Annotated in this window: 23 protein-coding genes and 1 tRNA gene; 4 read left to right on the top strand and 20 right to left on the bottom strand. The window is 33.0% G+C overall.

From position 1 onward, the window contains the following. Nucleotides 1-84: 84 nt before the first annotated feature. From ACEN92_RS16275 to ACEN92_RS16255, 5 genes are all read right to left on the bottom strand, one after another. The gene (locus tag ACEN92_RS16275) at nucleotides 85-381 is read right to left on the bottom strand and encodes a PepSY-like domain-containing protein (RefSeq protein WP_495639392.1); all 297 of its coding nucleotides are present in this window, start codon (nucleotides 379-381) and stop codon (nucleotides 85-87) included. Between the two features lie 15 nt (nucleotides 382-396). After that, nucleotides 397-699, bottom strand: a complete 303-nt coding sequence (locus tag ACEN92_RS16270; RefSeq protein ID WP_495639391.1) for a PepSY-like domain-containing protein — start codon at nucleotides 697-699, stop codon at nucleotides 397-399. An 11-nt stretch (nucleotides 700-710) separates the two neighbouring features. Continuing rightward, entirely contained in the window at nucleotides 711-995 is a 285-nt protein-coding gene (locus ACEN92_RS16265) for a hypothetical protein (protein ID WP_495639390.1), read from the bottom strand. A gap of 26 nt (nucleotides 996-1,021) precedes the next feature. Next, nucleotides 1,022-1,318, bottom strand: a complete 297-nt coding sequence (locus tag ACEN92_RS16260; protein ID WP_495639389.1) for a hypothetical protein — start codon at nucleotides 1,316-1,318, stop codon at nucleotides 1,022-1,024. A gap of 64 nt (nucleotides 1,319-1,382) precedes the next feature. Then, a complete protein-coding gene (locus ACEN92_RS16255) occupies nucleotides 1,383-1,679 on the bottom strand; it encodes a hypothetical protein (protein WP_495639388.1) in 297 nt (98 codons plus the stop codon). Between the two features lie 543 nt (nucleotides 1,680-2,222). Here ACEN92_RS16255 and ACEN92_RS16250 point away from each other — a divergent pair. Next, entirely contained in the window at nucleotides 2,223-2,378 is a 156-nt protein-coding gene (locus tag ACEN92_RS16250) for a hypothetical protein (protein ID WP_495639387.1), read from the top strand. A 503-nt stretch (nucleotides 2,379-2,881) separates the two neighbouring features. Then, on the top strand, nucleotides 2,882-4,189 hold the full coding sequence (locus ACEN92_RS16245; protein ID WP_495639386.1) for an OmpA family protein: 1,308 nt from the start codon (nucleotides 2,882-2,884) through the stop codon (nucleotides 4,187-4,189). A 247-nt stretch (nucleotides 4,190-4,436) separates the two neighbouring features. On the opposite strand, the gene accC is transcribed toward ACEN92_RS16245, so the two are convergent. The 6 genes from accC to pdxA form a co-directional block, all read right to left on the bottom strand. Then, the gene (accC, locus tag ACEN92_RS16240) at nucleotides 4,437-5,786 is read right to left on the bottom strand and encodes an acetyl-CoA carboxylase biotin carboxylase subunit (RefSeq protein ID WP_495639385.1); all 1,350 of its coding nucleotides are present in this window, start codon (nucleotides 5,784-5,786) and stop codon (nucleotides 4,437-4,439) included. Between the two features lie 93 nt (nucleotides 5,787-5,879). Further along, nucleotides 5,880-6,365, bottom strand: a complete 486-nt coding sequence (gene accB, locus ACEN92_RS16235) for an acetyl-CoA carboxylase biotin carboxyl carrier protein (RefSeq protein ID WP_495639384.1) — start codon at nucleotides 6,363-6,365, stop codon at nucleotides 5,880-5,882. Nucleotides 6,366-6,388: 23 nt separating this feature from the next. Beyond that, nucleotides 6,389-7,387, bottom strand: a complete 999-nt coding sequence (locus ACEN92_RS16230; protein WP_495639383.1) for a beta-ketoacyl-ACP synthase III — start codon at nucleotides 7,385-7,387, stop codon at nucleotides 6,389-6,391. Nucleotides 7,388-7,559: 172 nt separating this feature from the next. Continuing rightward, the gene (gene rpmF / locus ACEN92_RS16225) at nucleotides 7,560-7,754 is read right to left on the bottom strand and encodes a 50S ribosomal protein L32 (protein ID WP_007137315.1); all 195 of its coding nucleotides are present in this window, start codon (nucleotides 7,752-7,754) and stop codon (nucleotides 7,560-7,562) included. A 9-nt stretch (nucleotides 7,755-7,763) separates the two neighbouring features. Next, nucleotides 7,764-8,306 (bottom strand): YceD family protein, encoded by a 543-nt coding sequence (locus ACEN92_RS16220; RefSeq protein ID WP_495639382.1) that lies wholly within the window; start codon nucleotides 8,304-8,306, stop codon nucleotides 7,764-7,766. A 106-nt stretch (nucleotides 8,307-8,412) separates the two neighbouring features. Beyond that, nucleotides 8,413-9,462, bottom strand: coding sequence for a 4-hydroxythreonine-4-phosphate dehydrogenase PdxA (gene pdxA / locus ACEN92_RS16215; RefSeq protein WP_495639381.1), 1,050 nt, complete (start codon nucleotides 9,460-9,462; stop codon nucleotides 8,413-8,415). Nucleotides 9,463-9,520: 58 nt separating this feature from the next. On the opposite strand from pdxA, the gene ACEN92_RS16210 reads away from it, so the two are divergent. After that, entirely contained in the window at nucleotides 9,521-10,111 is a 591-nt protein-coding gene (locus ACEN92_RS16210; RefSeq protein ID WP_495639380.1) for a riboflavin synthase, read from the top strand. A gap of 32 nt (nucleotides 10,112-10,143) precedes the next feature. Here ACEN92_RS16210 and ACEN92_RS16205 read toward each other — a convergent pair whose 3' ends face one another. The 5 genes from ACEN92_RS16205 to ACEN92_RS16185 all read right to left on the bottom strand — a co-directional run bounded on the left by ACEN92_RS16205 (nucleotide 10,144) and on the right by ACEN92_RS16185 (nucleotide 14,477). Next, nucleotides 10,144-10,371, bottom strand: a complete 228-nt coding sequence (locus tag ACEN92_RS16205; protein ID WP_495639379.1) for a hypothetical protein — start codon at nucleotides 10,369-10,371, stop codon at nucleotides 10,144-10,146. Between the two features lie 165 nt (nucleotides 10,372-10,536). Further along, nucleotides 10,537-10,610 (bottom strand) — tRNA-Ile (locus tag ACEN92_RS16200). A gap of 136 nt (nucleotides 10,611-10,746) precedes the next feature. Further along, nucleotides 10,747-11,151, bottom strand: a complete 405-nt coding sequence (gene mce, locus ACEN92_RS16195) for a methylmalonyl-CoA epimerase (protein WP_495639378.1) — start codon at nucleotides 11,149-11,151, stop codon at nucleotides 10,747-10,749. 16 nt (nucleotides 11,152-11,167) lie between these two features. Further along, a complete protein-coding gene (locus ACEN92_RS16190) occupies nucleotides 11,168-13,516 on the bottom strand; it encodes a hypothetical protein (protein WP_495639377.1) in 2,349 nt (782 codons plus the stop codon). Next, nucleotides 13,476-14,477, bottom strand: coding sequence for a hypothetical protein (locus ACEN92_RS16185; protein ID WP_495639376.1), 1,002 nt, complete (start codon nucleotides 14,475-14,477; stop codon nucleotides 13,476-13,478). Before ACEN92_RS16185 ends, ACEN92_RS16190 begins: the two co-directional genes overlap by 41 nt. 187 nt (nucleotides 14,478-14,664) lie before the next feature. On the opposite strand from ACEN92_RS16185, the gene ACEN92_RS16180 reads away from it, so the two are divergent. Next, nucleotides 14,665-16,356, top strand: coding sequence for an Ig-like domain-containing domain (locus ACEN92_RS16180; protein WP_495639375.1), 1,692 nt, complete (start codon nucleotides 14,665-14,667; stop codon nucleotides 16,354-16,356). Here the strand turns inward: ACEN92_RS16180 and ACEN92_RS16175 are convergent. From ACEN92_RS16175 to ACEN92_RS16160, 4 genes are all read right to left on the bottom strand, one after another. Then, nucleotides 16,353-17,120 carry an amidohydrolase gene (locus ACEN92_RS16175; protein WP_495639374.1) on the bottom strand — a complete coding sequence of 256 codons (768 nt, stop codon included), beginning with the start codon at nucleotides 17,118-17,120 and terminating at the stop codon, nucleotides 16,353-16,355. The two genes, ACEN92_RS16180 and ACEN92_RS16175, sit on opposite strands and share 4 nt — an antisense overlap. 83 nt (nucleotides 17,121-17,203) lie before the next feature. Continuing rightward, nucleotides 17,204-17,950, bottom strand: a complete 747-nt coding sequence (locus ACEN92_RS16170; RefSeq protein ID WP_495639373.1) for a succinate dehydrogenase/fumarate reductase iron-sulfur subunit — start codon at nucleotides 17,948-17,950, stop codon at nucleotides 17,204-17,206. A gap of 77 nt (nucleotides 17,951-18,027) precedes the next feature. Then, nucleotides 18,028-20,028 (bottom strand): fumarate reductase/succinate dehydrogenase flavoprotein subunit, encoded by a 2,001-nt coding sequence (locus ACEN92_RS16165; protein ID WP_495639372.1) that lies wholly within the window; start codon nucleotides 20,026-20,028, stop codon nucleotides 18,028-18,030. A gap of 12 nt (nucleotides 20,029-20,040) precedes the next feature. Further along, complete coding sequence (locus ACEN92_RS16160) at nucleotides 20,041-20,706, bottom strand: succinate dehydrogenase cytochrome b subunit (RefSeq protein WP_495639371.1); 666 nt, start codon at nucleotides 20,704-20,706, stop codon at nucleotides 20,041-20,043. Nucleotides 20,707-20,853 lie beyond the last annotated feature (147 nt).

Raw genomic sequence — 20,853 nt, 5'->3', positions numbered from 1 at the left:
TATTTTCATAAAATTATGCAAAAAAAAAAGAGATTGCAAGGAGCAATCTCTTTTTCACCAAAAACATAAATCTAATTCACCTAATTAAATTTTTAACCAGTTGCCATTGACATCTGAATAAACAGTAGCCTTTTGGTCACCAACTGATATTTCTAATTTATATTCCTTTTTTTCGTTTACGAAAGCTTTTTCCAGCTTAGCTCCCGGATATGCCGTTTGCAATGCAGCTTTTACAGCAGCCGGAACTGCATCTGCAGTAACTTCTTTATATTCTGATTGAAGCTGAATTGTCATCTTTACTGGCTCCACAGTTGAATTTGTTGTCGCGTAAATCGACAAACTTCCAAAAATGATTGCTGCTGATAGGATTAATTTTTTCATAATGCTGATTTTTAATTATTTTTTAATGATGTTGCCTGAAGCATCTGTAAAAATAGTATACTTTTTATCACCATTTGCAATTTCCAATTTATACTCGTTTTTTTCGTTTTTATACGCTTTTTCAAGTTTTGTATTTGGAAAAGATTTCTCAATTGTAGATTTTACAGCAGCCGGAACTGCATCTGCAGTAACTTCTTTATATTCATCCTGGATTGAATTAATTATTATTGAATTAACTATTGAAGGTTCTCCAGAAATACCTGCCTGAACTGACAATCCCACTAAGATAATGGTCGCTGATAAGATTAATTTTTTCATAATACTGATAATTATTTTTTAATGATATTTCCCTGAGCATCTGTATAAACAGTGGACTTTACTTCTCTAACGATTATATCAATTTTATATTCTTTTTTCTCGTTTACATATGCTTTTTCCAGTTTTACACCAGGATATGCATTATCCAATGCTGTTTTAATAGCAGCCGGTACAGAATCAACTTCCTTATATTCATCCTGAATATTCACTGATTGGATCATTGAAGTATTAAGCGTTGATGCCTGAATTGACAAACTTCCTAAAATGATAGCTGCTGATAAGATTAACTTTTTCATAATGATTATTTTAAGGATTTGTTCAATTATTTTTTAATCCAGGTTCCATCTGCGTTAGCAAAAAGAGAACCTACTTTTTCTCCAACTGTTACATCCAGTTTGTATTCTGATTTTGCATTTTTATATGCTTTGGTAAGTACTGCATCCGGATATGCTTTTTTCAAAGCTTCAGTTATTGGAGCAGGTACTTCTTCCAATTTAATTTCAGTATATTCATCCTGAATAGAAATTGTTTTTACAGAAACATTTGAAATTGGAGCAGTTGAAGCAAATGAAGTTAAACCTCCTAAAATAATTGCGGCTGATAAAAATAAATTTTTCATAATATTGTCTTTTAATAGTTGTTTGTTTATTTGATATGTATTGTGATGGATTTAAATTGGATGATTATTTTTTAATCCAGGTTCCGTCTGCATTAGCAAAAAGAGAACCTACTTTTTCTCCAACAGTAACATCTAATTTGTATTCTGATTTTTCGTTTTTATATGCTTTTGTAAGTACTGCATCGGGATATGCTTTTTTCAAAGCTTCAGTTATTGGAGCAGGTACTTCTTCTAATTTGATTTCAGTATATTCGTCTCCTACAGAAATAATTTTTTCGATTGTATTAGAAATTGGAGAAGTTGAAGCAAATGCAGTTAAGCTTCCCAAAACGATTGCGGCTGATAAAAATATCTTTTTCATAATGTGTTATTTTATTTAATAATTGTTTCTGCTTTAGATAATGAAATTATTGTGCCGCAACTTAAACCAAACCATCAATGCGCTTAAACATCCCGTATTTAAAGGTCTAAAACAAAAAACATCACTTTTATAAAATGCAAAAAAGTGTATACTTTTTAAAAATTATGTGTAAAAAGTATACACAAAAAGTGTTTACTTATAATAAAACACAGATCAAAAGCTATAGCAAACCCCTAGTCTAATATTCCTTATAGTGATCAACAAAAAATTTCATTACATATCTACTTTTACTGTCCTTAATTATGACCTTCATGGTGGTAAATGCCCAGACAAGTAATGGGGAAAGTGTTACAAATGGTCTATTGAATTCGGGGGCGGATTTAACAAACCATTAAAACCAATGAGATAAATCTACACCAACTGATACATCTTTTGACGGTATTAATTTTGTATTAAACTATTTGAGAAACAATCCTTCTACAGTTGAGATTACAGGTTATGCTGATGAGGTTGGAGATATTACATACAATGAAAAATTATCTGATGAAAGATGCTACAATAAAAAACATTTTACTTAAAGCTAACATTAAACCATCAAGAATAACTATAGTTGCAGCCGGCGAAGATACATCGGTAGATAAAAACTCTTCAGTAGCCCGAAAATTAGTCCGAAGAGTTACTTTTAAAATAATAGAATAGAACAGCTAATATATGTATTAGAGTGCAGAGATTTTTTAAGAGGGCTTTTTCAGTCCCTCTTTTTCTTTAATTTATAAAATGAAATTTAAATTCTGACCTTTTCCCTATTTAATTTTCAGTGACATGAATAGAAATTATTTAAACAGTAGCTCTAAATTGTTAAAATTTAAACTAAATATTAAACCTTCTAAACAGGAAATTTAAGAAATATTACTCTTTAATATTTACATCTGCGAAGTTTCAAGCTGGTAAGAAATTATTTTACGCATCAATTCAATTTCACATTAAATTCTGCATCTTCTTCATTCATAACTATTTATAAAACATCATTTACTCCTCAATATTCAACAAACTAAGTATTAATACTTAGTCCAAAGAAAAACCTTGTGTTATAATCATTTTTTTTAGAAAATCACCAATAATACTTCAATAATATACATTATAACAGGATAAATATTAATAATTATATCGTATTATTGCATAAATTTTTTAAACCAATAGTAATGAAAAAAATTACACTTTTATTTGTTCTAATTGCAAGGTTTTTACCAATGGATGCACAAACAAATACTAGCAAACCTACAACAAATGGTGATTATAATAAATGGTCTATAGAATTAGCGGGAGGCTTTAACAAACCGCAAAAACCAATGACATATTTCACTTCAACTCCAAGTCCATACGTAGTTGATTTAGGTGTAAGATATATGTTCAATACTAAATTCGGCTTAAAAGCGGATTTAGGATATAATAGTTTTCAAGGCGAAAAAAAATCAACTGATTTCGATACAAAATATTACAGAATTGATCTTCAGGCTGTAGCTAATTTAGGAAGAATGATGGATTTTGAAACTTGGACTAATACAATTGGATTATTAGCTCATTCCGGTTTTGGTGTTGCACAACTTGAAGATCAAAATTCAGCCATGAAAGACAAAATGATTAATCTTATCATTGGAGTAACCGGACAGATTAAATTATCAAATAGATTAGCTTTAACGGGTGATTTTACAACAATCCTTAATGCTCGTCAAAATCATACTTTTGATGCTGCAAGTGTAAGTCGCAGCAAGGGTTTCTCCGGGATTTTATTTAACGGCACTGTCGGTTTAACTTTATACCTAGGCAAAAATAAAAAACATGCTGACTGGGTTATTCTTGTTGACAAGGATCTATTGGCTTTAAAAAACAAGGTTGATAGTTTGGTCGATAAAGATATACTGGCTTTAAAAAGCAGAATTGATAATCTGGAAAATAACCTGACAGATTCTGATAAAGATGGTATTGCTGATTATTTAGATCAGGAAGCTGGTACTATTCCAGACCATATGGTAAATTCTAAAGGAAAATCTATTGATTTAGACAGTAACGGAATTCCGGATGAATTAGAAAACTATTTAACAAAAAATTACGGAAGTGCAGGCAAAACTAATAATGATTCTCAGCTAACAGATAGTGAATCAATTACAAAATTAGTTAACGGAGGTTATGTTGCAGCTTATTTTGATTTTAACAAATCAACCCCAACTGATTCTTCTATAGATGGTATTAATTTCATACTAAACTACTTAAGAAACAATCCTTCAGCTTCTGTTGAGATTATAGGACATGCTGATGAAATTGGAAATACTTTGTATAACGAAAAATTATCAAATGAAAGAGCAAACTCTATAAAAAATATTTTACTTAAAGCTAATATCGCTGCATCAAGAATTTCTGTAGTTGCTGCGGGTGAAGATACTTCTGTAGATAAAAGCTCAGCATTAGCCAGAAAACTAGCCAGAAGGGCTACTTTTAAAATAAAAGATTAATACAAAGTTTAACTACCTGGAATTTGTAATTAATTTCATAAACCGTTAAATAATTTTAAAAAAGCTACATCAATTAGATGTAGCTTTTTTTTATGTTTTTTTCATCAATCTTATATTATTTTATAAACTTACAACATATTTGTTTACCTTAATATTATTACAATCTGATTTGAATTCTAAATTCATAATCTCATATAAAAAAACCGCACAGAAAAATGTGCGGTTTATAAAATATATTAAAATAAATTTATTCTCCTATAGGATTCATTTTAAAAGTATCCATAAATGCAGTTGTATAATCTCCTGCAATATATCTTGGATCATCCATTAATTGTCTGTGGAAAGGTATTGTAGTTTTTATACCTTCGATTACAAACTCATCCAAAGCTCTTCGCATTTTGCTAATAGCTTCTTCACGTGATTGAGCAGTTGTAATTAACTTAGCAATCATTGAATCATAGTTTGGTGGAATACTGTAACCAGAATAAACATGAGTATCTAAACGTACCCCGTGCCCTCCTGGCATATGAAGTGTAGTAATTTTTCCTGGTGAAGGGCGAAAATCGTTATAAGGATCTTCAGCATTAATACGACATTCAATAGCATGTAATTGCGGTAAGTAATTTTTTCCTGAAATCGGAATTCCGGCAGCTACCATAATTTGTTCACGAATCAAATCATAATCTATAACTTGCTCAGTAATTGGATGCTCTACCTGAATACGGGTATTCATTTCCATGAAATAGAAGTTTCTGTGTTTATCCACTAAAAACTCTACTGTTCCTGCACCTTCGTACTTAATATATTCAGCAGCTTTTACAGCAGCTTCTCCCATTGCAGCACGCAATTCATCAGTCATGAAAGGTGAAGGTGTTTCTTCAGTTAGTTTTTGGTGACGACGTTGAACTGAACAGTCTCTTTCAGAAAGGTGACATGCTTTCCCGTATGAATCCCCAACTACCTGAATTTCGATATGACGTGGTTCTTCAATAAGTTTCTCCATGTACATTCCGTCATTCCCAAACGCAGCGGCAGCTTCCTGACGTGCACTTTCCCATGCTTTCAATAATTCTTCTTCTTTCCAGACAGCACGCATTCCTTTTCCACCACCACCGGCAGTAGCTTTAAGCATAACCGGGTAACCAAATTCTTTGGCTAACTTTTGTGTTTGTTCGAAAGATTCTAATAATCCGTCTGAACCTGGTACACATGGAACTCCTGCAGCCTTCATTGTAGCTTTTGCAGAAGCTTTATCCCCCATTCTATCAATCATTTCAGGAGCTGCACCAATAAATTTGATTCCGTGCTCCTGACAAATTTTTGAGAATTTAGCGTTCTCAGAAAGAAATCCGTATCCCGGGTGTATTGCGTCTGCATTGGTAATTTCGGCAGCAGCAATAATATTTGACATTTTCAAATACGATAAGTTACTTGGAGGAGGACCAATACAAACCGCTTCATCAGCAAACTTAACATGTAAACTTTCAGCATCGGCTGTAGAGTAAACTGCTACAGTTTTGATTCCCATCTCTTTACATGTACGAATTACACGAAGTGCAATTTCTCCTCTATTCGCAATTAATATTTTTTTAAACATCTTTTTAAAATTAGATAATTAGACAATTGATTATTGGATAATTAGATTTCAGACATAAATAATTCTGAAAATCTAAAATCTAAAAATCTAAAATTAAGATGGATCTACTAAAAATAAAGGCTGGTCAAATTCTACAGGAGACATATCGTCAACAAGAATTTTTACAATTTTACCTGACACCTCTGATTCGATTTCGTTGAATAATTTCATTGCTTCAATTACACAAAGAACATCACCTTTAGCGATTGTAGCACCTACTTCAGTAAAAACAGGTTTATCCGGAGATGGTTTTCTATAAAAAGTACCAATAATTGGTGATTTTATAGTAATATATTTTGAATCTTCAGCTGGAGCAGATGCCTCACTAGTTACGTTTACAACAGCTGGAGCAGTTTGTTGAGAAGGAACTGCTTGTGGCAATGCAGCCTGTGGCAATTGTTGCACATAAGTAGCTTCTGTTACATTTGTTTCCAAAGTTGTTCTAATAGTGATTTTTACATCATCCATTTCTAACTTCACCTCTGCAACACCCGAATTTGCTACAAATTTGATTAGGTTTTGAATTTCTTTTAAATCCATAATGGTTCGTTTTTAGTTTTAATTTATTTTTTATCGTAAGCCCATTTTAGGTAAATAGATCCCCAAGTGAATCCACCACCAAAAGCGGCAAAAATAATATTATCTCCTTTTTTGAATAAGTGCTCAAAGTCACTTAACACTAATGGCAAAGTTGCCGAAGTTGTATTACCATATCTTTCGATATTCATTAATACTTTAGAATCTTCAAGATTCATTCTGCTTGCAGTAGCATCAATAATACGTTTATTTGCCTGATGTGGTACTAACCAGTTTACATCTTCGTTGGTCAAATTGTTTCTTTTCAAAATTGTTTCACTTGCGTCAGCCATATTGGTTACAGCATATTTAAAAACAGTTTTTCCGTCCTGAATAATATTGTGTCTGTTTTGCTGTACAGTTTCTAAAGTAGTTGGTACAAGAGAACCACCTGCTGGAATTTTAAGAAAATCACGTCCCAGGCCATCACTACGCAAATATTCGTCCTGCAATCCTAATCCTTCATAATTCGGTTCAAATAAAACCGCTCCTGCTCCGTCTCCAAAAATAATACAAGTTGTTCTGTCTGTATAATCAACAATAGATGACATTTTATCAGCACCTATCAATAATACTTTTTTATATCTGCCAGATTGTATATAAGCTGCTGCAGTCGACATTCCATATAAAAAACTGGAACAAGCTGCCTGAAGATCATAGGCAAATGCATTTGTTGCTCCAATTTCTGTTGCAACATAAACTCCTGTAGATGCTACCGGCATATCCGCTGTGGCTGTAGCCATGATAATCATATCAATTTCTAATGGATCAATATTAGCTTTTGCTATTAAATCCTGTGCTGCTTTTATGGCAAGAAACGAGGTTCCCTTATCAGCATCTTTCAAAATTCTTCTTTCTTTTATCCCGGTACGAGTAGTAATCCATTCATCATTAGTATCGACCATTGTTTCTAGTACTTTGTTTGAAAGTACAAAGTCTGGAACATAAGCTCCAACAGCGGTAATTGCGGCTGTGATTGTATTCATTATATTCTATTATTTCCTCCCAAATACTGCTATTTGAAAAATTTTTAAAAGACTTGAAAATTACAAAAAAAAATCTAAACGCATTGTCGTAAATTTCCTTAAAAAAGAAAGTTATAAACAACAAAAAAAACTCTCACATAGTGAGAGTTCTAATATCATTTACAAAAACGTATTAAGCAACCGCTACAGATTTATCGATAACAACTTGCCCTCTGTAATACATTTTACCTTCATGCCAGTAAGCTCTGTGGTATAAATGTGCTTCCCCAGTAATAGGACATGTAGCGATCTGAGCTACAGTAGCTTTATAATGTGTTCTTCTCTTATCTCTTCTTGTTTTCGAGATTTTTCTCTTAGGATGTGCCATTTTACTATATTATTTATCCGTTAATAGTTTTTTTAATTTGTCCCAACGCGGGTCAATATCTTCTTCTTCTTTACTCTCTTTCTTTTGTTCTTTTACTGTCAATTCATTCAGTTTTGCTAAAGCTTCGGTTTGTAAACTTCCGTCTTTTACACCTGGATGAACTCGTTTTAGAGGCACAGACAATGCAATCATTTCATAGATATATTGTGATACATCTAATTCATATTCACCGTGAGGCAGGATCAACAATTCTTCATTATCATTATTGAATTCATCTCCAAAACGAACGATGAGTTTCATCTTTCCTTTTATTGGCAAATCAAAATCTTCACTGGTTAAATCACAAGGCACATTTACTGTTCCTTTATGTTTGAAATCCAGTTCAAGCATATTGTTTTTCTTATCTAAAACTAAACTGACTTTGATCTCTGAACTTTGAAATTCATCGTAATCAAAGTCCTCAAAGAACTCTTTACTAATTTGATACTCAAAATGGTGTTTTCCTAACTTTAATCCCACGAAGGGAATTAAAAATTCTTTTGTTTTGCTCATTTCAACATCAATTTGATCAATTCATACTTAAAACACAGATACCTGAATTGGGGTGCAAAGATATAAAATTATTATAAAACTAATAATCTTATTCACCTTTTTTTGTTTATAACTGTTTTTCTTTTATTTTAAGAGGTTTTGCGCTAATCTCTTCATACTGATTACGCGAGCGAAAAATATCAATTGCAAGATAAACAGCTTCTTTAAAAGAATTGTAATCTGCCATGTCTTTTCCTGCAATATCATAAGCTGTACCGTGATCCGGCGAGGTTCTAATCTTGTTTAACCCCGCAGTATAATTGACTCCCTTTCCAAATGATAATGTTTTAAACGGAATCAATCCCTGATCGTGATAAGTTGCCACAATAGCATCATACTTTTCATACTGACCACTTCCAAAAAAACCATCTGCCGGAAACGGACCAAAAACCATAGTTCCGCTATCAAATATTTTTTTTAAAACGGGCTTCAAAACCAAATCATCTTCTTTTCCAATCACACCGCCATCACCGGCATGCGGGTTTAAACTCAATACAGCAATTTTTGGTTTTACGATACTAAAATCCTGAATTAAAGATTTTCTAACCGTTTCAATTTTTCTTCTAATTAATTCCTCTGTCAGATGTGAAGAAACTTCATTTAAAGGCACATGATCTGTCAGCAAACCAACTCTTAGATTATCCTGCACCATCATCATCAATGCATTCCCTTCTAATTCCTGATCCAAATAGTCTGTATGTCCCGGAAATTTAAAATCTTCCGACTGAATATTATATTTATTAATAGGTGCTGTAACCAAAACATCTATTAAGTCTTCTTTTAATGCCTTGGTTGCCGCTACAAATGATTTTATAGCATACTCTCCTATTTTCTCGTCATTGACGCCAAGATTAACATCAACTCCTTCTTTCCATAAATTTAAAACATTCAGTTTTCCCGGCACAACCTGATCCAGTTTATCAACTCCATGAAATTGAACAGTCGAAGTAAAACTCTTTTTTACAAAAGAAAGTATTTTGGCATTTGCAAAAATAACTGGCGTACACAATTCTAACATACGAGAATCTTCGAATGTTTTGAGTATAACTTCGCTTCCAATACCGTTTAAATCTCCAATCGAAATTCCAACAATTATATTTTCTGCTTTTTTATTCATGAGCTCCAATTATTTATTACTAATTTTGATGTGCAAATTTAGTAAAATAAAACCAACAATGTTTACAGGAATCATAGAAACCTTAGGAAGGATTCACGAAATACAAAAAGACCAAAACAATCTTCATATAACTGTCGATTCATCTATTACAAACGAATTAAAAATAGACCAAAGTGTATCCCATAACGGAATCTGCCTGACAGTTGTTGCTATAAAAGATTCTTATTATACCGTAACAGCTATTGACGAAACAATTTTAAAAACTAATATTGGAGACTGGAAAACTGGCGACATTATTAATTTAGAAAGAGGAATGAAGCTCGGCGACCGCTTAGACGGACACATAGTACAGGGTCACGTAGACCAAACGGGAACGTGTATTAAAATTGAAGAAGCCAATGGAAGCTGGAATTATACTTTTGAATACGATAAACAACTGAGCAATATTACTATTGAAAAAGGCTCAATAACTGTAAACGGAGTTAGCCTGACAGTTGTAAATTCTAAAACAAATGAATTCAGTGTTTCTATTATACCTTACACTTATGAGAACACTAATTTCAAAAACTTCAAAGTTGGAACAAAAATTAATCTTGAATTTGATGTAGTCGGAAAATATATTTCAAGACTTTATTCAATAAACAAATAATAACAGTTTCGTAAAAGCACAAAAGCTTCAATTTACATTGAAGCTTTTGTGTTTAACCTATGCTTGTATATTATATATATCCCTAATAAAAGTGCTGCAATTAGCAAAAATGACAAATTACTGTCAATTGGCAAATCAGGCTGTGGTTCCGGACCTGCTGCACTTTTTGCTGTAGAAACTGGTGTAGGTGGTGCTGAGGCAGCAAAAACATTTACTATCCCAAACAAAAATACAATTGCAATTTTACTTATCATTTTCATAAAAACCGACATACTTTAAAATCTTAGTATACTTAAAAATGTTTTTGTAACTTTTAGCAAAAGCGTGGTTCTTTCACAAAAAATTCGAAGCAAATGTATTGTTTTTTCTCTAAAAAAAAACAATAAACAAAAAAAAGCTTCATAAAATTTTTATGAAGCTTTTTGTGGTCCCACCTGGGCTCGAACCAGGGACCACCTGATTATGAGTCAGGTGCTCTAACCAGCTGAGCTATAGGACCGGTTTGAGGTTGCAATATTACTACTATTTTTTATTCGTTCCAAATATTTTGCACTATCATTTGTACTTAAATTGAATATTAACAATTCTTATTAAAAATCAAATTGATTATCAAGCAATTATTAAACCTTCAAAAATCAACTAATTTCCTGACAAAGTTCTACCAAAACACCATTTGTGTTTTTTGGATGCAAAAAAACTACTAATTTATTATCGGCACCTTTTTTAGGGACTTCATTTATCAAAATAAATCCTTCCTTTTTTAATCGCTCAATTTCCGCAAAAATATCTTCTACATCAAAAGCAATATGATGAATCCCTTCTCCTTTTTTTTCTAAAAACTTAGCAATTGGACTCTCCGGATTAGTCGCCGCTAAAAGTTCAATTTTATTTGTGCCTGTCTGAAAAAATGAAGTTAAAACCCCTTCACTTTGTACCTCTTCAGATTTATACGATGAAACTCCTAATAATTTTTCAAACAAAAGATTAGACTCCTCCAGGTTTTTTACTGCTACTCCTATATGTTCAATTTTATTTACCATTGTGTTTTACTTCAAATTATCGATTTACATATGTATTAAAATAACCACATTCTGCAATGACATCCTGATAATATTCCGTGTCTGAATATTCTTTTCTTAGCGTTTTGAATCCATTCCAGGCGATGAAATTAACCTTGTCATCCTGGACTTCCCACCAACCATTTATTTCATTATACTTTTTATTATAGTATTCATTTCGTTCGCATTTAGACAATAAGTAAATACATTTTGCTTTTTGCTCTTTTGTTGTCGCTGCTTCAAACGCTTTTTGGTAATACATTTTTGGCAGGTCACAATTAGTAATCATTTTTTTCATGGAATCCCTAAACGAATACGGACTCGATCCATAGCCGACAATATTTATTTCGTAAAAACTTCTTCCGTTTCCAAAATGGGTAATGTTATAAAATGCATTTCCTAACAACAAACTGTTTGTATACACATCTTCTTTCTCTGCTAATTTATCCTGCATAGCTTTTATCATATTCAGAAAATCAATTTGAGAATATTTCTTTTTCTGATATGCTGCGTGATCACAATCGTGACAATCTTTAATGCTTCCATTAAATGGATTCCCTGAAAACACATAATACTGAACCGAATCTGTTTCTTTTATGAAAGCAATTGCTTCAGGGATTTTGTTCTTAAAAGTAGCCTGAACTGCCTGAAAATTATTAATATCCTTCAGTTTTAAACTATAAATTCCGGCAGCAATTTTCTCGATTTCAGATTTATTTGACTTAGCCAAAAACGATTTCATTGCTAATAATTCTTTTTCATTATCATAAAAAGAACTTCCACCATCCCAATAGTCTTGAGAATTACCAAATAATTCAGCCATAACAGGATTTGATTGCTCTTTGTAAAGTACCGCCAAATATTTTTTGCTCCATGCAGAAGCATTTTGATAACGGAATTCTTCTCCTTTATATGTTCTAGGAAGTTCCTGATACAGCCAGTTCAAATCAGCCAGAATTGTTTTTTCGTTTTTCGAAGTAAGTTTGTCAATTTTACTCAAATTATTTACAAACCGAAGCAATCTTAATTGATAAATAGAAAGCTCGGTTTTTGGCATTGTTTTTTCGGCTTTATCAAAATTTGCATCCGCTTTTGCGAAATCGGATTTTAGAATTTGCAAATAACCCAAAGCAATGTCCCACAAATAAGGTTTCTCCGTATTTCCGGCAGAAGCTATTTTTGAGACTAAATCGAAAGCTTTATTATCAATTTTGCTTTTATTTAATTCTTTGTTTTCTATAACAGTTTGTTGCTTTGCCTGCACGTTTTCCGTTTTACCTTCATAAAACGAATTATTAATTCCCTGTTCTTGTTTATTGACCAGTCTGGTCAGCAAATAATTTAGATGTTCACTTTTAGAGTCTAATCCATAAATTTTTTCAATAGCCTGAGTTTCATCTTTATAAAATCCATGAATTGCCCAAAGAGCAGCTTTTTCTTTGTTTGTTTTAGCCATAGCTAAAGATTTATTCCAATCAGCATCGTTTTGAGGATGAAAACAGTAAGCCGTCACGATTCTCATTTCCGGACATTTATCAAAAACCTGTGCGTATAAATAATTGGAAACCGCATATTTTTTCTGCTTGTAATTTATTCCTGCCACATAAGAAAGAGCACGATAATATAAAGCGTTTTTAGGAGCATCGCTTTCTGTTTTATTAAAAAAGACTATTGCTTTTTGTTTGTCATTACTATAAAAACGTGCTTTCATGGTAAGAAACCAATATCTGTTTTTTAAGAATGAATCTGAGGTTGTGTTATAAACATTTTCAATTGACTGAATCATTTTCTGATCATCAAAAGTTTTTGCCACAACCGGATCATAGCTCCAATAATCTTCCCCGATAGAAACGGTTTCTATTTTTTGTGCCAAGTATAAAAATTCGATAAAACTCTTGATTTTATCTTCTTTTAAACTGATTTTTTTACCCCATTTCAGAGAGGTTTTATTTTCTTTTTTTGTTTTAAAAAAAACATGAAGCTGTTCTACGTCTGTCTTATTTTCTAAAGCTCTGTCTTTTTCATCATATGATTTTGGTTCATCAGCGCCAATCAGGAAATAACTTATTATTGCAGCATCTGCTTTTCCTTTCAGATACGTTTGCCAATCTGATTTTATATCATCATTAAATCTGGAATTATGTTCGGTGTCAAAACCGATTCCATAAAAAATATCACCTGATAAAAAAAGCGGTTTGTATGATTCATCGACAAATGTTTCGGGCGTAAAATTGGAATCTTCAAAATAACCAAAACCTCCATCAGAGCAGGCATAAATTATTCCATAAACAAAAAGCAGGGAAGTGCTAGTAATAAGAAACAACTTGCTTAAAAATATTCTTTTCATAGTTTTTTATATTGAATTCGTCTAAATCGTAAAATATAATTTCTTTTGGAGGGGTAACTAAGTTTTTGTCCAACTCATTTGCCATTTGTATTAAATCTTCTGAAGAAACTGCTTCTGTTTTCAACAAATCATTTTCTTCGTAAAAGGTACCGTTTTTATAATTCGAACGTTTAACTTTAAAAAAAACAGAACTTATTTGTTCAAAATTTGCATCTTTTTTAAGTGATGAAACACTTAACTTTGAACGCAATCCAATCACCCTTTGATTCCTGATATGAACAGACCAGGAGTAAATAGGCAATGCAAAATCAAGATGCAAAGGATATTTTTTCAAGCTTTTGAGATATCGTTCAGCAATTTCCTTATCATAAATAGAATTTAACGAATCTGCAGCGATTTTCCCCATATTATAATACATCAAAACGCCGGAATCAACATTTGGTATTTTAGTCTTTTTAAAATACTTCACCTGATGCAGACGAATTGTTGCTGAAAGTTTTTTCTTTGAAAGCTTTTTAAAAACTGCAATAAACTTCAAATAATTATCTTTACTTGAAAGTGTCCAATCGCAATCAATCTGAATTTCTTTACAGTTGATTTTATTTTCAGAATTGATTTCATTCACTAATCCGACTGCTTTCCCAGCCAGATCTTCAATATCAAGACTTGGTTTCAGCATCACTTTATTTTTAATATAAATCACAGGAACAATATCAAAACCACTCATTATTTCCTGAAACCGAACAGGACTTAAGGGAATGGGATTTTCATTTTTCGGATGCAGATCAATATCGAAATATCGGATATAAATTTTACGGACATTATTTTCAGTAAGAACTTCTTTTTCTGTTTCAGATAATTTAAAAATCGTTTTCCAGTAATAAAAGGAAATAACCGGTTTATCATTTTCATTACATGAAATCAATAAAAATAGTAACACCCAAAAAACGCCTTTTTTCAAACCTGATAAAATTAAATTCAGGTTCAAATGTAAGAATATTGCACGTCATTTACATCCTGACAGATATTTCTTTTTTATTAAGTTAAAAAACAAATTTCAGGGAATTACCAAAACCTAATAAAACGATAAAAAATTTCGATTAAAGCAAATATAATTGTTATTTTGTGGAATTAAATCACAAACCGTTATGTTGAAAAACAGCTTAAAATATTTTTCTTTTTTATTAGTATTTTTAATGATGAGCTGCGCAAAGCGCGGCAGCATAACAGGAGGTTTAAAAGATACCCTTGCCCCAATTTTAAAATCAAGTTCACCTAAAAATTTCAGTACCGAATTTAAAGGTGATGAAATCATTTTGACATTTGATGAATATGTAAAACTTAAGAACCTTAATAAACAGCTGATTATTTCACCTCCAATGAAAAATCCGCCCGTTATTACTCCCTCAAATGCAAGTAAATTTATCAATATCAAAATAAAAGATACTTTACAGCCCAATACAACCTACAGTTTTAATTTTGGAGAAAGCATTACAGACAATAACGAAGGAAACCCTTATAACCAGTTCAAATATGTTTTTTCGACAGGTACCTATATTGATTCACTTGCCTTAAACGGAAGAATTAAGGATTCGTATAACAAAACACCTGATAATTTTGTGTCCGTAATGCTGTATGAAGTGAATGATAAATTTAAGGATTCTGTTATTTATAAAGAAAGTCCTCGCTATATTACCAATACTTTAGACAGTTTAAGAACTTTTAGATTAGAGAATTTAAAAGCCGGAAAATATCTTTTATTAGCTTTAAAAGACAAAGGAAGCAACAACAGGTATAATCCAAAAGATGATAAAATTGGTTTTATCAAAAATTACATTACTATTCCGAATGATACTGTTTTTGAATTAGAATTGTTTAAGGAACAAATTCCGATAAAAGCTTTCAAACCTATACAAGCTTCAGGAAACAGATTATTACTTCCATACGAAGGAAAACAGAATTTCAAAAATTCAAAACCTAAAATTGTACTTAAAAACAATACTGAAATTCTGGAAACCATCATAACCCAATTTCCAAAAAAGGATTCCCTGCAAGTTTGGTATCAGCCAATAAAAGCAGATTCCCTATCACTGGAAATCAGTAAAGAAAACTATAATAAAAAGTTTAATTTTAAAATTAAAAACCAGAAAAAAGACACCTTAAACATAACTGCTCTACAAAACGGCATTATACATTTTCGGGACAGATTTACACTCGAAACGACTATTCCACTTGTAAAATTTGACAAATCAAAAATAAAATTACTAAACAAGGATTCTCTTGCAGTAGATTTTACAACTGAATATGATGAATTTGATCAAAGACTATTTATCGATTTTAAAAAAGAGCCTTCGGAGAAATATAATTTCACTTTTTTACCGGGAGCTTTAACAGATTTCTATGAAAAATCAAATGATACGCTATCTTACAAATTAACTACGAAAGCAGTTGATGAATATGGAAATCTTACCTTGAATTTACAAAATGTAAAACGTTTTCCGATTATTGTTGAATTAACCAATAAAAAAGGAGATGTTGTACTTGCCAGTGATTATTCTGAAGACAAGACAAAATTTGAATTTCAGCTTTTAGAACCCAATGTATTTTTTGTTCGCGTGATTTATGATGACAACAAAAACAAAATGTATGACCCTGGGAACTATTTAGAAAAAAGATATGCTGAAGAGGTCAACTATTTACAAAAAGAAGTTGATGTCAGAGCCAATTGGGATGTTGACCAGGCTTTTGATTTAAGCGTTCAGTACGATCCTGATATTGAAAAGAAGGAAGATGAAAAAAAGATTAAAGATGAAAAAAAGAAAAAGAAAACTGCTTTCTAATTCTTAATTTCAAAAACATCTTTGTCACTCAAAAAATCAAATTTTTTGCGGGCTTCCAACAGTGCGTTTTTATCTAATTCAACCATAAAAACACCTCCCTTTTCTTGTGGTTCTAAAACTGAATTCCCAAGAAAATCAACAACTTGCGAATGCCCGTTGTGTTCATAATTATGTCCATCCATGCCTATTCTGTTTATTCCGACAACATAGCTCTGGTTTTCGACAGCCCGTGCTTTTAGCAGAATATCCCATGCGTTCACGCGTACTTTTGGCCAATTGGCAACATACAAAAGCAGATCATAATTTTCTACATTTCTGGCAAATACCGGAAAGCGCAGATCATAACAAACCTGCAGGCAAATCTTCCAGCCTGAATAATCAATTATTACTTTTTGTGTACCACGAGTGTAAACTTTATCTTCGCCGGCGAGCGAGAATAAATGCCTTTTATCATAAAACTGGATTTCTCCCGATGGAAAAACAAATATAAATCGATTATAGAATTTATTGTTTTCAGTAATAATGAGGCTTCCGGTAATTGCACAATTTTTACTTTGAGCAATTGTTTGCATCCATTGAATAGTTTCTCCCTGCATCGTTTCAGCCATTTCTGAAGCCTGCATAGTAAATCCTGTTGAAAACATCTCCGGCAAAACAATTAAATCAACATCTGTGCTTATTTCATTTATTTTAACTTCGAAATTAATTCTGTTTCCCTGAGGATTTTCCCAAACAAGATCAGATTGAATAAGTGCAATTTTCATTTTTACTTAATTTTCATATAAAGATAAAAAAAACGCATTCAAATTAATGAATGCGCTTTTATAAAAACTATGTTAGTAATTTATTATCCTTTTAAACTTGCAGCTAAATATTCACGGTTCATACGTGCGATATTTTCAAGAGAAATTCCTTTTGGACATTCTACTTCACAAGCTCCTGTATTGGTACAATTACCAAAACCTTCTAAATCCATTTGGTGAACCATGTTTAGTACACGCTCTGTAGCCTCAATTCTACCTTGTGGCAATAAAGCATATTGAGATACTTTTGCACCCACGAACAACATTGCCGATGAGTTTTTACAAGTTGCAACACAAGCTCCACAACCAATACAAGCAGCTGCATCAAATGATTTGTCTGCATCGTCTTTGTTAATTGGAATTGTATTGGCATCAATTGTATTTCCGGAAGTATTTACCGAGATAAATCCTCCTGCGTGTTGAATTCTGTCAAAAGAACTTCTGTCAACAACTAAATCTTTAATTACCGGGAAAGCTTTTGCTCTAAATGGTTCGATAAAAATCGTATCGCCATCTTTAAACATACGCATATGCAACTGACAAGTCGTTACGCCTCTGTCTGGTCCGTGTGCTTCTCCATTGATGAATAAGGAACACATTCCACAGATTCCTTCACGACAATCGTGATCAAATGCTACCGGCTCTTCACCTTTGTTGATTAATTGTTCATTAAGAACATCAAGCATTTCAAGGAAAGACATATCCGGTTCGATTCCGTCGATTGGGTAATCAACAATTCCCCCTTTATCCTGGGCGTTTTTTTGACGCCATATTTTTAATGTAAGTTTCATACTGTTTTAGTTTGAAGGTCATAAAGTCGAAAGCCGAAAGTCGTTTGACTTTATAACTTTTGTCTTTTGACTAATTGCTATTTGTAACTACGCTGTACTAATTTAATATTTTCGTAAACCAGAGGCTCTTTGTGTAATACGGCATCACTTGGTTTTCCTTTGTATTCCCAGGCTGCTACGTATGCAAAGTTTTCATCATCACGAAGTGCTTCTCCTTCTTCTGTCTGGTATTCTTCACGGAAGTGACCTCCACAAGATTCGTTACGATGTAAAGCATCTTTGGCAAACAATTCTCCTAGTTCAAGGAAATCGGCAACACGAGTCGCTTTCTCTAATTCCTGATTAAATCCGTCAGCGGTTCCAGGAACTTTTACGTCTCTGTAAAACTCTTCGCGTAAAGCAGCAATTTCTACAATAGCTTCGTTTAATCCTTTTTCATTACGAGCCATACCTACTTTATCCCACATGATTTTTCCTAATTTCTTATGGAAATAATCTACAGAATGTGTCCCTTTATTATTGATAAATCTGTCGATTTGATCTTTTACCCCTTTCTCCGCTTCAACGAATTCCGGTAAATCTGTAGAAATTGGTCCCATTTTAATATCCGGAGCCAAATAATCTCCGATAGTATAAGGAAGAACAAAATATCCATCAGCCAAACCTTGCATCAAGGCAGAAGCTCCCAATCTGTTTGCTCCGTGATCAGAGAAGTTAGATTCCCCGATTGAGAAACATCCGGGAATGGTAGTCATTAAATTATAATCAACCCATGTTCCACCCATAGTATAGTGAACCGCTGGATAAATCATCATTGGCGTTGTATAGGGATTTTCATCAACAATCTTCAAATACATTTGGAATAAGTTTCCGTATTTGCTTTTTACGATGTCAGTTCCTAATTTAGTTACTATTTTTTTGTCATTAGCATCTAAACCTTTTACATAAGCAGCTTCTTTTCCGTAACGTTCGATAGCGGCGGCAAAATCAAGGTAAACTGCTTCACCAGTTTTATTTACTCCAAAACCGGCATCACATCTTTCTTTTGCAGCTCGGGACGCTACATCACGAGGTACAAGATTACCAAAAGCAGGATATCTTCTTTCTAAGAAATAATCTCTTTCAGCTTCAGATAAATCTGTTGCTTTTTTCTTTCCTTCACGAATTGCCTGAGCATCTTCTAATTTTGCAGGAACCCAAATACGACCGTCATTACGTAACGATTCAGACATCAAAGTCAGTTTTGACTGATGATCTCCTGAAACCGGAATACAGGTTGGGTGAATTTGTGTGTAACAAGGATTTGCGAAAAACGCTCCTTTTTTATGTATTTTCCAGGCTGCTGTTGCGTTACTTCCCATAGCATTTGTCGAAAGGAAAAATACGTTTCCGTATCCTCCAGAACCAATAACTACGGCATGAGCAGAGTGTCTTTCTATTTCTCCGGTAATTAAGTTACGAGCGATAATACCTCTCGCTTTTCCGTCAACGATTACTAAATCAAGCATTTCGTGACGGTTGTACATTTTTATTTTTCCACGGCCAATCTGACGGTTCATTGCAGAATAAGCTCCTAACAATAACTGCTGACCAGTTTGTCCTTGTGCATAAAATGTACGGGAAACCAAAGTTCCTCCAAAAGAACGGTTATCCAAAAGTCCGCCATATTCACGAGCCAATGGCACCCCTTGAGCCACACACTGGTCGATAATATTTGCCGAAACTTCGGCCAAACGGTGAACGTTTGCCTCACGAGCACGGTAGTCACCACCTTTTACAGTATCGTAAAACAATCTGTAAACTGAGTCACCGTCTCCTTTATAATTTTTTGCTGCATTGATCCCCCCTTGCGCTGCAATAGAGTGCGCACGTCTTGGTGAATCCTGAAAGCAGAAAGCTTTTACGTTATAACCTAATTCAGCTAAAGTTGCCGCAGCAGAACCTCCAGCCAAACCTGTACCCACGATAATGATATCTAAATTACGCTTGTTCGCAGGGTTTACTAAATTAATATGATCTTTATAATCTGTCCATTTGTCCGATATTGGGCCATGTGGAATTTTTGAATCTAATGCCATTATAATTTGATATTAATTATTGAAATGATGAAATAATGCGATAATTACGAAAAGGGCCGGCACAACAACTGCGAACCAATAACCTACTTTACTTAAGAATCGGGAATATTTATTGTGCATCCCCATAGATTGAAGGGATGAACCGAATCCGTGCCAAAGGTGGAATCCTAATAGCACAAAAGATATGCAGTATAATCCTGTACGAATCGGATCATGAAATTTATGAACTAACTCTCCGTAGTATCTTGTAGCATCTGGCTCAGTACCTGCAATATATTTGTAGGCAACTTCAGGAAACCAAAAATCATAAAAATGCAATCCTAAGAAAGCAAGGATAACCAATCCTGAAATAATCATATTTCTGGAACTCCATGAAGCATTTGCAGCTCCGTTGTAATTTGCATAAGCAATTGGTCGTGCAGCTCTGTTTTGAATAGTCAGTACAAATCCCATTATAAAATGGAAAATTACCCCGATTGCCAAAACTGGTTGCATTACATATTGTATTAGCGGATTGTAACCCATAAAGTGAGAAGCTTCGTTAAAAACATCTTCACTAAGAATAGAAATGAAATTTAAGGAAACATGCAGCGCTAAAAACGTGATTAAGAATATTCCCGAAAGTGCCATAGCGACTTTCTTTAAAATGGAAGCATTCAATAGTGCAGATTGTGCCATAAGTGTTAAGTAGTTTGTTTTAAAAAATTAAGCAAAAATAAACCAATTACACATCAACTACAACCATTTCGTTGTTATTTATAATGATTTTAAAATAGACTACGTATACGTACTTTTACGTATAAAAAAAACAGATAATACATTTTT

This window comes from Flavobacterium sp. Flavsp81 (genome assembly GCF_059491325.1).
The sequence above is the reverse complement of the archived record's forward strand: the minus strand, read 5'-3'. Positions and strand labels throughout refer to the sequence as shown.

What these genes read in the sequence shown, in the direction of transcription:
- ACEN92_RS16275 (WP_495639392.1), bottom strand. Translation starts at nt 381, where the DNA reads ATGAAAAAATTAATCCTATCAGCAGCAATCATTTTTGGAAGTTTGTCG.
- ACEN92_RS16270 (WP_495639391.1), bottom strand. Translation starts at nt 699, where the DNA reads ATGAAAAAATTAATCTTATCAGCGACCATTATCTTAGTGGGATTGTCA.
- ACEN92_RS16265 (WP_495639390.1), bottom strand. Translation starts at nt 995, where the DNA reads ATGAAAAAGTTAATCTTATCAGCAGCTATCATTTTAGGAAGTTTGTCA.
- ACEN92_RS16260 (WP_495639389.1), bottom strand. Translation starts at nt 1,318, where the DNA reads ATGAAAAATTTATTTTTATCAGCCGCAATTATTTTAGGAGGTTTAACT.
- ACEN92_RS16255 (WP_495639388.1), bottom strand. Translation starts at nt 1,679, where the DNA reads ATGAAAAAGATATTTTTATCAGCCGCAATCGTTTTGGGAAGCTTAACT.
- ACEN92_RS16250 (WP_495639387.1), top strand. Translation starts at nt 2,223, where the DNA reads ATGAAAGATGCTACAATAAAAAACATTTTACTTAAAGCTAACATTAAA.
- ACEN92_RS16245 (WP_495639386.1), top strand. Translation starts at nt 2,882, where the DNA reads ATGAAAAAAATTACACTTTTATTTGTTCTAATTGCAAGGTTTTTACCA.
- accC (WP_495639385.1), bottom strand. Translation starts at nt 5,786, where the DNA reads ATGTTTAAAAAAATATTAATTGCGAATAGAGGAGAAATTGCACTTCGT.
- accB (WP_495639384.1), bottom strand. Translation starts at nt 6,365, where the DNA reads ATGGATTTAAAAGAAATTCAAAACCTAATCAAATTTGTAGCAAATTCG.
- ACEN92_RS16230 (WP_495639383.1), bottom strand. Translation starts at nt 7,387, where the DNA reads ATGAATACAATCACAGCCGCAATTACCGCTGTTGGAGCTTATGTTCCA.
- rpmF (WP_007137315.1), bottom strand. Translation starts at nt 7,754, where the DNA reads ATGGCACATCCTAAGAGAAAAATCTCGAAAACAAGAAGAGATAAGAGA.
- ACEN92_RS16220 (WP_495639382.1), bottom strand. Translation starts at nt 8,306, where the DNA reads ATGAGCAAAACAAAAGAATTTTTAATTCCCTTCGTGGGATTAAAGTTA.
- pdxA (WP_495639381.1), bottom strand. Translation starts at nt 9,462, where the DNA reads ATGAATAAAAAAGCAGAAAATATAATTGTTGGAATTTCGATTGGAGAT.
- ACEN92_RS16210 (WP_495639380.1), top strand. Translation starts at nt 9,521, where the DNA reads ATGTTTACAGGAATCATAGAAACCTTAGGAAGGATTCACGAAATACAA.
- ACEN92_RS16205 (WP_495639379.1), bottom strand. Translation starts at nt 10,371, where the DNA reads ATGAAAATGATAAGTAAAATTGCAATTGTATTTTTGTTTGGGATAGTA.
- mce (WP_495639378.1), bottom strand. Translation starts at nt 11,151, where the DNA reads ATGGTAAATAAAATTGAACATATAGGAGTAGCAGTAAAAAACCTGGAG.
- ACEN92_RS16190 (WP_495639377.1), bottom strand. Translation starts at nt 13,516, where the DNA reads ATGAAAAGAATATTTTTAAGCAAGTTGTTTCTTATTACTAGCACTTCC.
- ACEN92_RS16180 (WP_495639375.1), top strand. Translation starts at nt 14,665, where the DNA reads ATGTTGAAAAACAGCTTAAAATATTTTTCTTTTTTATTAGTATTTTTA.
- ACEN92_RS16175 (WP_495639374.1), bottom strand. Translation starts at nt 17,120, where the DNA reads ATGAAAATTGCACTTATTCAATCTGATCTTGTTTGGGAAAATCCTCAG.
- ACEN92_RS16170 (WP_495639373.1), bottom strand. Translation starts at nt 17,950, where the DNA reads ATGAAACTTACATTAAAAATATGGCGTCAAAAAAACGCCCAGGATAAA.
- ACEN92_RS16165 (WP_495639372.1), bottom strand. Translation starts at nt 20,028, where the DNA reads ATGGCATTAGATTCAAAAATTCCACATGGCCCAATATCGGACAAATGG.
- ACEN92_RS16160 (WP_495639371.1), bottom strand. Translation starts at nt 20,706, where the DNA reads ATGGCACAATCTGCACTATTGAATGCTTCCATTTTAAAGAAAGTCGCT.